This window comes from Algoriphagus lacus, from assembly GCF_003583985.1.
Taxonomy (GTDB): Bacteria; Bacteroidota; Bacteroidia; order Cytophagales; family Cyclobacteriaceae; genus Algoriphagus; species Algoriphagus lacus.
In genome coordinates this window covers 21590-32672 of the sequence record NZ_QXML01000017.1, presented here as the reverse complement: position 1 = coordinate 32672, position 11083 = coordinate 21590, and the positions used below count along the sequence as shown (strand labels likewise).

At 42.6% G+C, this 11083-nt stretch carries 8 protein-coding genes; 2 read left to right on the top strand and 6 right to left on the bottom strand.

The genetic code is table 11. The features are described from left to right. Positions 1-172 precede the first annotated feature (172 nt). Positions 173-3385 carry an RHS repeat-associated core domain-containing protein gene (locus D0X99_RS19890; RefSeq protein ID WP_199708176.1) on the bottom strand — a complete coding sequence of 1071 codons (3213 nt, stop codon included), beginning with the start codon at positions 3383-3385 and terminating at the stop codon, positions 173-175. A gap of 201 nt (positions 3386-3586) precedes the next feature. On the opposite strand from D0X99_RS19890, the gene D0X99_RS19885 reads away from it, so the two are divergent. Next, the gene (locus D0X99_RS19885; protein ID WP_119479631.1) at positions 3587-5104 is read left to right on the top strand and encodes a fibronectin type III domain-containing protein; all 1518 of its coding nucleotides are present in this window, start codon (positions 3587-3589) and stop codon (positions 5102-5104) included. Between the two features lie 35 nt (positions 5105-5139). Further along, complete coding sequence (locus D0X99_RS19880) at positions 5140-7002, top strand: leucine-rich repeat domain-containing protein (RefSeq protein ID WP_119479630.1); 1863 nt, start codon at positions 5140-5142, stop codon at positions 7000-7002. A gap of 173 nt (positions 7003-7175) precedes the next feature. On the opposite strand, the gene D0X99_RS19875 is transcribed toward D0X99_RS19880, so the two are convergent. The 5 genes from D0X99_RS19875 to traK are packed head-to-tail and all read right to left on the bottom strand — an operon-like array spanning position 7176 to position 11076. Beyond that, complete coding sequence (locus D0X99_RS19875) at positions 7176-7985, bottom strand: hypothetical protein (RefSeq protein WP_119479629.1); 810 nt, start codon at positions 7983-7985, stop codon at positions 7176-7178. Next, positions 7966-8802 carry a DUF4138 domain-containing protein gene (locus D0X99_RS19870; RefSeq protein WP_119479628.1) on the bottom strand — a complete coding sequence of 279 codons (837 nt, stop codon included), beginning with the start codon at positions 8800-8802 and terminating at the stop codon, positions 7966-7968. The genes D0X99_RS19875 and D0X99_RS19870 overlap by 20 nt, the downstream gene beginning before the upstream one ends. After that, positions 8799-10088 carry a conjugative transposon protein TraM gene (traM, locus tag D0X99_RS19865; RefSeq protein WP_119479627.1) on the bottom strand — a complete coding sequence of 430 codons (1290 nt, stop codon included), beginning with the start codon at positions 10086-10088 and terminating at the stop codon, positions 8799-8801. Before traM ends, D0X99_RS19870 begins: the two co-directional genes overlap by 4 nt. Further along, a complete protein-coding gene (locus D0X99_RS19860) occupies positions 10078-10455 on the bottom strand; it encodes a hypothetical protein (protein WP_119479626.1) in 378 nt (125 codons plus the stop codon). Before D0X99_RS19860 ends, traM begins: the two co-directional genes overlap by 11 nt. Positions 10456-10458: 3 nt before the next feature. Continuing rightward, complete coding sequence (traK, locus tag D0X99_RS19855) at positions 10459-11076, bottom strand: conjugative transposon protein TraK (RefSeq protein WP_119479625.1); 618 nt, start codon at positions 11074-11076, stop codon at positions 10459-10461. Between the last annotated feature and the right edge of the window lie 7 nt (positions 11077-11083).

Genomic DNA, 11083 nt, shown 5'->3' with positions numbered 1-11083 from the left:
AAAAAATCCCTTTTAAAATCCTCTGGAACTACCCCAATCATTTTATAAATGAAATTACTATTAGGGTAATTTATGTAAATTTTATAAAATCCGGAAGAATATTCGCTAAAACATATTCGAAAGAGGATAATTGCTCCTATGATTGTAGGCACAAACCACAAAATATAAATTTTCACCTTCCCCATATACTATTCTTGATGATATTTTGTTGAACGGAATTAAATCCTGCGCCGTTTCGATATGCACTCCTATAATCCATAATACTTGATGGATCATTTGTCATACCCTTGCTATCATGCGTGAATCCAAATATCCCATGACCAATCTCGTGTAAACTCGCATTAACATATTTCCATAAAGGTACAGTTTGATTCGATTTTTCTGGGCTTAGCCCATTGTAAATTATAATCGAAAAAGGGTCATTCTTTCTTGCATATCCACCCGCCTCTAACCTATCCGTTCTTAAATCAAAGTTTTTAAATGTTATTTGGGAGGTTGGAGAATTATTCCACCAAGCTTTAAATTTACCGAAAATTGAATTTTCTTGAACTTTTAATTTAGAATTAAATCCTTCTTCAATCAATCTATTTTTGAGTGAATTAAAATACTCAGTTTTATTCATCCCTTTAGGTACAATATCATAATTTACAAAAATAGTAGGAGTACCTATGTTTGGAATTATTTCTTTGTAGCTGGTTTTATACACTCCACTCAAATTTACCGCCCCTGTATTATCACTCAAACTCTGGTCACTATATCCATTTGAAAATAAAACGTCCTCTTCTTCCTCTTGTGCAGCACTTTCTCCATTGTTAACAGGTGTCCCCTGTACCGAATAAGGAGCCATCCCGTCTGGATCAATGAACCTTATGGGGTTATTGAAGGCATAATTGTAGGGTGAATTACTTCTCATCAACTCCGCCAAAGGATCATGCACAAACCATCTCCCAATCGCAGGAATATAAAACCTCGCCCCGTAATCGTACATGATTACCCCCAAGCCGCTTGTCAGCTCTTTTCCATTGTATAAATACGGATTTGTTTTGATTCCTCCATATTGATACCCCAAACCTGAAAGATCCACTCCCCAAGGATCATAGTGGGTTTCCTGGACGATCAGCGGACCCGTACTCATAATTCGGAACTGGTCAAACCATACGTTTTCAGCCGTTTCATTGACCAAATAAGTTTCTATGTATCCATCTTTTTTGATCGCCAGCTTTTGGATCAGTTCCTCGTGCTTGTTTCTGGCCTCTTTTGATAATACTACCTTACCCTGCTCGTAAAGCACCGAATCAGAATCATATAAGGCATACCCCATATAGGCTTCCGGTGCCGGCTTTTGCTGGACTTCTGAGATTACCAAAGCAATCACATTTGCAATGGCGATTTCGTTGGGAGAGGCTGCTAAATTCTGACCATACTCGCCTAGAGTGCGGAGGATCTTTTGATCCAGACCCGAACGAACAAATGTTGCAGGGCTTAGCCTGACTTTCTTAGGATCCACATATTTCCCAAAAACTCCGATTTCCACACTGTCTCCCTGTTGGACCTCCTGGCTTCGGGAGGGACCGAGTATTCTTCCGCGATCGGCATTCAGCCAGGCTGTTGCATAGCCACCCGGTGTCTTGTTATGCTCACCTGCACCTTGGCGAGATTCCTTGATATTGTCAAACAGCTCCTCTTCCTCTTTGGCCTTTTCCGGCTCCATGGTAGCCATCCTCAGCGTGGACAGTGGTGCACGGACTACCTGACGCACATTGCCCAGGTGGTCTTTGACGAAAAACTCGTATTGAAACGCTGAATTCTCATAGGCCGCGCGTCCTTCTTCATGCATGATATAGGACATCGCATTGGCTCCCGAATTGATTTTTTCAAACACAAATTCCCCCAAATAATCTAAGGTAGTGGTAGTGGCCCCTTCTACATTTACTTGGCGAACCTTGACGCCTTCGGCATTGTACCAATAGGTAAGGCTTCTCCCTGTCCCTGAGAAGACAATGGAATTGGGAAGGTTTAGATGATTGTAAGTAATGACCACACTGTATTGATCATTATTCCCAAGCAAATTACCGTTGGGATCGTAATTGTAGGTACTGGTGCCCAGATTTTTGTAGTCTTTGGCCAGATACGTGGGGGTCGTCTGTGCATCATAAAGGTAGGACAGCTTATTGCTATGGGTAGCATACGAATAGGAAAGATTATCCACCAATCCCCAGGTACTTACTGTCTGTTGGTTATGTCGCTGCAAGGAAGAAAGATTACCATTTGCATCGTAATTGATGCTTCCTATGTTGAACCTTCCATCTTGAGCACTAAGTCCCGGTACGGTATAGGCGGCACTATTGATCCGATTGCTTCGGTCATAGGAATAATTGTAGACCCGCTTGGTATCATCCTGCCCTTTCCACTCAGCCTTGGAAATATTCCCGTTGTATTGAGGAGTGGTGCCTCCTGATTCATAAAATAATTCCTGAGCAAATACTTTGTCTGAGGCATTGCTTGTCTGGGGATTGTTGATTCGCTTCAGCCAACCTCTGATATTGTAGGTATAATTCATCGCCGCATTGGCAGCCACAGGGAACGTTTTATTGGTTAGTTGTCCGAGTTGGTCATACTGAAAATTGACCAAGGTGACCGCAGGGTCTGAGTTGATTTTATGGGTAATGGAGGTCAATAGACCTGCATTGTTATAGGTATAGTTCTTGGTAATGGTCTGGGTTCCCGGGGTAGTGAGTTGGGAAATGGTCTCGATAGGCTTGTTTTCAAAGTCAAACCGGGAAGAGGATCGGATCGTTCCGCCCAAATGATGGTCCTCAAAGGTCTGAATCAAGCGTCCCAGATCATCGTAATAAATGGCTGTTTCGTAAAGCGTATTATTATCCAGATTTCTAACCAATTTTCCGGTCAATAAACCGTGGATTTTGGTCGTCTGATCATGATAGGAAGCATTGGGCTTAGAATAGGTAAGCGTCCCCTTTCTGAAACTGTAATTATCAAAATAGTTGACAGTCAGCACTTCTCCTTCTCCCCCGTCTACTGCTCTGGGAAATCCTCCGGCATTGGTAGTCCCCGTTTTACCTGAGGTCGCGTTGATCACTGCATTGTTACTTGCCAAGGTGTTGACCGTAGCCTGTAGGGAAGCACGGGTAGAAGAATTGGTCACCAATCCGGTCATGACTTCTCTTCCCAAAGCATCATATTTGGTGTAAAGCCACTTCCCCTGACCTGCCAGATTTGCATCCCGATAGGCCACCAGTCGATCCTGAAGGTCATAGACCATTTCCTCTGTACCCTTATCCGGAAGCTTTTTGGTGATCTGCCGACCTCGTTCATCGTAGGTATAGAGGTAATACAGACCATCTCCCTTTCTTCTCTTATTCAATTAATTTTATAAATCACATAAATTCTTAACTGTTCTTGATAATCTACCATAATTCCAATCATTTTTTAAAAAAAATAAATCTCCCAAAAAAATAATTTTACTGAATATCAAACCCTTGCAAAAGGGAACTTGAAATATATAAACTGAAAACTTAATATTGAAGCTTTACATCATTTTTAGTTCTAAGAACGAATTTTAACTATGAAGATTAATTTTTTTCTACTTACCCTTTTGGCAATTTTGGTTTCATGCGAAGGAATTCCAGAGGATGGTCAAAATCCTGATGTGCCGGATAATAACGGCGAAAAAAATCTCTCTCCTGAGAAATTCACCGTTTACGTAGACAGTGTTTCCTATAACATAGCTTTTATAAGGTGGGATGAGTCCAAAGACCCTGAGGGTTTTAGCACCAATTACACCATCATTCTGGGTGAAAAGATACTAGCGGATAAATACGTTGAAACGAGCTTGATCCTTGATAGCCTTAAGGGTTTGACAAATTATAAAGGTAAAGTGATTGCCAAGGATCCTCAAGGGAATTCGCACTCGGTTGACTTCGATTTTACCACAAAAAGAGATTACCAAACCTTCCTGAAATATCTGAATTTCAGCATAGACCAAGAGTGTATTCCCGGTTTTATCCAAAACTTATTTAAGGCACCTGATGGAAATTACCTAGCAATAGGAAAATCGACTGAAAACGGTTCCAACTATTTCAACTTTGTTGCCAAAATAGATCCATTGGGGAATCCCATTTGGATGAAATCCTATCCGTATGAGAATGGAGATTATTGGGAAATCCAGGCTGTCTTAACTAAGACAGGCCTTTTGATGATGAGCAATCACCATGTAATCAAGCTAGACACCAACGGGAACGAGATTTGGGTAAAAGCTATTGAACTCTTCAACCGAGGTATAGGCGGAGTTGAAATTCAAGATATCGTAGAAGATCAAAATGAAGAAATCTTCCTTATTGGTGATCTTAATTCGGAAAAGGTGGACGTGATTCAGCAGGCAGTATTGATGAAATTAAGTCCAGAAGGAGAAATTTTGTGGGAAAAATTCTTTGACCCATCCCTACGAAGTACTTTTAAAAGACTAGTGATTACCCGCGAAAATGATTTGTTAATTCTGGGAGGAAAAGAAACCAATGGATGTACCCGAGAGGAATCTAATACAGGCTATTGTGAACAAAATGATTTTTGGCTTTTAAAACTTTCACTGTCAGGAGAGGTCAAATGGGAAAAAACATACGGTGATTCTAATTTCGACATTCCTCAAACCCTTATCGAGCTTGAAAATGGAAATTTTGTTTTTGGGGGAATTAGTGTCGGTAATTCCCAGTCTTACAGTGCCCGAATTCTTGAAATTCGCTCAAACGGTGAAAAACTTTGGGATCATACAGATCCTTACCATCATTTCTATTCTGTCAAAGAGACTCCTGAGCATGGTTTAGTTGCTATTGGAGTGGAAGATGCCTATTCTTATCACAGGCATTTTGGAATTGTCAAATTTGGCGCTGACAGGTCTGTTCAGTGGAGAAAATCCTATGGAGAATCGATGACGAACGTGTCTGCCAAAGACATTTTGGTGGATGGTGACCATGGATTTAGAATTGCAGCCAGTAGAGAAAACATGAATTTTTCGGACTGTGACGAAAAGCTGCTATTTATCAAAACTGATCCTTTGGGATTTTTTGAAGTTCCCGGTCAGAATTAAACCTTCCTATTTGGGCCAATTCAATTTCTAAACTCATGAAAAGGACATTCCTATTACCATTGCTCATTACTTCAATTGCATTCCTAAATTCATGTCAGGAAATAGAAGAAAAACCAAATGATTCCAAATTCCCAGCTCCCAGCCATGGTGGGAAAGATATCCTGGATGTAAAAGACTTTATTGTAAGGCTTAGCGCGGACTCACTAAAACCCAATGAGCAGGGAAAATGGACCATAATAAGCGGTTTGAAGGAAGATAAAGTTTACTTTTCTGATGAAAGAGATCCAAAAACCTTTTTCCACGGCATGCCTGGGGAAGAGTACTTATTACTTTGGGAACTATGGAAAAACAACAAGAAAACAGAGGATACAGTCAAAGTTTCATTTACTCCTTTAGAAACTGAAATCACCGAATCCAAAGCTGATTTTCATCAAACAAGAATTGAACTCCACGGGAAAGAATACGATCGGGGAAAGTGGACTATTTTGGGTGAATACAAAAATCTGGTTGGAATGAGTACAGGAACTCATAAGCCTGAGGATGAATACCCCAATATCAAAGTTTACGGATTAGAAAATACCACCATAAAAATCGTATGGACTACCTGGTACGGCAGTAAATCTGCTTCTGATACACTCGAATTTAACAGTGGAGAATACCAGCAACGAGAGGCCTTGGAAGCATTGGGGATCCTATATGAACCCTACTATTACAAGGAAAATGAAAACGGAGACGTGGTAGAGATCGCCATGTTGGGAGATGGAAGAGCTTGGAGATTCGAGGATTTAGAACAGTTTCCCGAATTACAGGCTTTAAAGCATCTAAAAAGGCTCATCCTTCCTGGCAATCCCTTAACCAAATTTCCTGAAGTAATCACCAAAAGTTATCACAAACTCACCTACCTGAATTTGTCACATAACAAAATTCAAAACCTTCCTGATGACATTGGAAATCTAAAAGAACTGGATACGCTTATCATCAATACCGTCCCGAATCTTGGAAAATTACCAGAAAGCTTTGGAAACCTGAAAAAGTTAAAGTTTTTGGATTTGGTCGATGCCGGAATAACACATTTACCTGAAAGCTTCGGTGAATTAACCAGCTTGAATTATGTTGACTTGGATGTTAACTCCATCGAAAAACTTCCTGAAAACATTGGAAACCTTAAGAATCTAAAAACCTTCCGAGGACCTTACCTGTCTAAAAGTATTCCCAATTCTTTTTCCAATTTGTCAGCCTTGGAATTTTGCTTTTTCAAGGTCAATGGTCCCAATGCAATTTTACCTGAAGATTTCGGCAAACTCACCAATTTGCACACTCTTTGGCTATCAGGGGACTATCTGAAGCTCCCGGAGAGCTTTTCAAACCTTAGTAATCTAAAAGACTTTTCTTTGGGAAATACCTCCGGATTAAGGGAGATCCCTCAAAATTTTGGAAATCTAAAACAACTAGAAAGACTCTTTTTGACCTTAAACCTCACCACACTTCCCGAAAGTTTTGGAAATCTCAGTAGCTTAAAGTTCCTCACCTTATCCGGAGAAATTCATTTTTTACCCCAAAGCTTTGGCGGTCTTAAAAACCTGGAGGCGTTCAGTGCAAATGAATGTAAGCTAAAAGAACTCCCTGAAAGTATAGGACAACTCAGCAAACTGAAGGAAATCATGATGGTGTATAACCACCTCACAGAAATTCCTGCCTCCATTGGGAATCTAACTCAACTACAGACCTTAGTTCTGGGCAGAAACAGAATTACCAAATTTCCTGACTCCTTATCCAAACTTGCCAATACCTTAAAAATTCTGGCAATTAACGGAAATAATTATCCCCCAAGCGAAGGAGAAAAAGTGAAAGCTATGCTTCCACATACCCAGATCATCATGTATTTGGAAGGAGATTAATCCAAATCACAAAGGTCAACCCAAAATCATCCTCCATTCAGGCAAATGCCCGTTATTTTAAAATCAAACTTTTTCGCTCCTAATTCCATTCAAAAAGCTATTAAAAAAACCCAGTCCAACCGGACTGGGTCTTTCACCAAAAACAAAAAGGTTAATTAGGCTGGGCAAAATTACTAAATTCTTGGCCTATTTCTCCCTTTTCCCACTGACTGGCTTAGGGTAGGTTCAGGATTCCCCACCTTCTCCCCCAGTTTCAGGTCTTTTTTTTTACCTGAAAGCTCATCCGGAATTTGATCTTCCCCCTTTTTCTGATCCTTGCCAAGGATCTCTGAAGTCTTGACAGAATTCATACTGGCATCGTACACATTGATGGATTTGAATTTGGGATTGGCTTCAATGAACATGACTTCCTCCAATCCTTTCCGTTCCATCACCACCGGATAGGTATTCCCTTTCTGAAGCGCCTTGATCATCCATTCTGTTTTGGTATCATCCTTCAACTCCTTGATGGGGAGTTTTCTCAAGGCTTCCTCCAAATTGAACCCATACTTTTCATGGTATTGGTTGACTTGAAAGTTGTTCTTATCCTCTTTGGCGGAAAGGTCCAACTGAAGCCATGCCTTATAGGGCTCCTTGTCTGAGTCAGTAAGGGATTTAAATACAGCCCTACCCTCCAACAGGTTAAAGGCCTCTTTGGCCGTTACCCCTTGGTTCTGGTAGAACGTATGCCTTTTGGGCTCCAATTCGGGGTTTTCATTTCGAAGACTTGCCTCAAACTTATTGAAGAAGTACCGGTCAGAAATTGCGGACTTCTTGAAATAAAGGTCCACGTCCATTTTCTTCCCTTCAATATCGAGGGAAGTACTCAGCGTAATGTTCTCTTTGCCGGATTTGATTTCCTCTTTGAGTTTGGCGTTCAGCTTATCTTCAAAGCCGGTGTACTTGAGCTTTTCGGTTAAAAACTCATAATTCTCCTGATCCATTTGCAATAGTTGGTTTAGTGTGAAACATAGGTAAAGGAATAGCTTTCAGTATTTTATTGCCTTTGAGGCTAAGTTCAAGTTCCCGATCTCCGTTTTTTTCCTTCAGGTAAAAAATCAGGCGTTTTCGATTAGAAATGGTAAAGGCGGGAAAAGCCATCAACAAAGACCGGTTTTCTCCGGATTTCAAAACAGGGTGATCCAATCTGAAATCCATCCAGGAAGTAAGAACCTGTTCACGGGAGGAACCTTGCTCTGAAGATTTGGTGTCCAAAATCCTTGCCTCCGGACCTACCAATTCCATGGGGATCGACGAATTATTCCTTGCCCCCAGGTCAAAGAAGAGTAAGCCCTCCTGAAAGTAAATTCCCTTCAGCCAAAAGTAAACCTCATATCGGGAATGTTTCCTGATCACTTTTGAAGGTTCATTTCCCAGGTATTCGGCCAATTCCCGAAAGTCCTCCCGGTCAAAATTGTAATTGGCAATAGCCTTTTTCCCTTCGGGTTGTTTTCGAAAATCCAAGGTTGTCACTTCCGGACGCTCCGCATAAAAAACATCAAAAACATGAAGATCACCATCCTCGGTAAGGACATGCAGGTTCGTTTCCGGAAGTTCCTTGGTACCTGCCTTAAGCTTAAGGATGTTCAAAGCTTTTTGATCCTGTTCGCTAAGGAGAAAGCGGTTTCCCCTATCCACAGATTGAATGGGACTGTCAAAAATCAGTACAGTAGTCTTATCCCATGAAACCTGAATGGACTGGGAGAAGCCCAGTTGGGCAAGGCAGAACAGGAAGCACAGGGTAACGAGTGGGCTTTTCATAGGGTCTGGATTTTGGAAGTGGAAGAATCGATAAGGAGAATAGGATGCCCGGATTTGATTTCGATTCTCCGGACTCGGGATTTATTTCGGAGCAGGCTACGGGTAGCCTGTATACCAGTGTTCGCCAGTTGACTTTGCCAGTCCATTCCCATGGAATTGATATTGAGAGATTGGGCAGACTGAGCGGAAGACCTAAGCCACTGGGAGGCACCTTTCATGTCATTGAGTTCAATCCCCGGAATTCCATCCAGACCATAGCCCATCAAAGAAACAGGGATTAATGCCCCCTCTTGGAGAATTCCCGAAATCTGAACCTGAAGCCTGCTTCCGTCCAAGCTGGTCTTGGCATGAAGGATGGAGCCTCGAGGCAATACCTGGTCTGCGACCCTAAGCTCTTCCTCCAAGACCAATTCCAGGGCTTCCCCCGGAATAATCTCCTGGGTTCTTCCTACGGTTGCAGAAATGGTTTTTCGGAAAGCGCTTCTTTTCGTTCCCCCCTCCTGCTTTACTGTTTCAAGTCCAAAAAATCCGTTGTAGGATTCCTGGTCATTAAGGGAAGCATCAGGGAATTCCGTTTTAGTTTCCCCGGCACCTTCAGGAAAAACCGGTACGGGGGAAAAATCCGAACCCTCATTCAAAGCATGTTGGGGATACTTTTCCGGATATTGAAGCTGAAGGATTTTATCCATCAACCCTTCCAACTGTTGGATTTCAGGATCAGGCTGGGCGCTTACTTCCTGCATTTGTTCCATCATTTGCCGGAGTTGGGCCAATTCAGGATCGGCTTGATTCCCAAAACTTACAGGTTGAAAATTCAAGGCATCCCTGTCTCCCCCTGAGTTGGATAGGATGCTTTCCAGTTCTTTGAGCTGAGACATCACCTCCTGTTCAGACGCACCCAAACCAGCACCTGCTTTTCCGTGGTAAACCGGAGCTTTTTGAGTTGGAATTCGGAAAGTACCAATGGCAGACTCCTGGGAATAGGGAGAGTTAACAGCAACTGTTTCCACAATCGACTGATTCAGAAAGTCAGGCATAGGCCAATCGGCAGCGGGATTTTCTTCCTTTTTGGCTGCTTGGTAGGCATCGGATTTGGAGTTTTTCCCGGGGCTCAGTTGAGGACTGGGAAGTTCCAGATTCAATCCTTTTGACTCCAGGTCAGGACTTGCTGAGACAGGGCTGAAATTCCAGGCCAGCAGAGCAAGGAAAGGCATAAAAACCAGTGGTAAACAGAGGAGAAACAGGCCCTTTCTTTTACGGGCTGCATCGGGAAAGTTATTCGTCATGGTTGTGTTGTTGGTTTAGAAAAGATGGAATGAGTAGGGTATCGGGAATCAGTGTAGGTTCAATCGGGACTAGGGGAACTGTTGCCACCAAAGCAACAGGAGACTTTTCATCCGATTTACTTCCCTGCAATTGAGGAAGAAGAATCAGAGCCAGGAGGAGAATAAACAGCCCCGTGTAAATGCCTGGTCTGTATTTGGGATGCAGTCCCAAGTCCCAGTTGGAAAGATTTCGGGTCCATTGGAAGGAGAGCCAATAAAGGAAGTAGGCCAGGTATGGGGCAAACCCAAGGACCGACTTTTCCTTAGCTTCCAGTCCAGGGAGAGCCAGAATATCTTGTGAGAACTGAGAAAAGGTGATGGACTTCATAGCTTAGCGGGCTTTTTGGTAGAGATCTTTGTTTTCCAGGATTTCCCAGTTTTCGATCAGAAATCCATGAGGATTGGCCGGGGTTCTCTGGATGGGCCGGAGATTACCGGCAGTAATCAGAGACCTCAGCAAAATGGAGGAGGACCTGATGATTTCCTGTTTGGCATACACGCGAAAAGGATAATCTGACCTGGATTCATCAAGTTGGATACTGTCTAGGTAGACCCGTTGGGATACGTTTGCTGCCAGAAGCTTTTTGAAATACCCCGTCTCCCGGAGGTTATCCAGGTGGAACTTGACACTGTGGTCGCCCAGGTAAAGGGATTCGGCGAGTTGGCTTTCAATCAGCTGTTCATCGGGAGAGAGCGTAAAAAGGAGCTGATGAAACTGTTTGAGATGACTTTTTGCCTCCACCGAGATCAATGCATCCCTGGGATTGGCAAAGGCCTTCAACACATGGTCCTGGGAGATCAGGTAAACTTCCTGCTTTGATTTGAGGACGGCGTTAAAGCTGAACCAAACGACCAGGGCAGATGAGCCAAGGCAGCATGCCACCAATACCAGGGTCCAAAATTTCAGATGGACGAAAGCAGAATCCAGTTGTTTGAGTTTAGAGAGCATGGTCAGG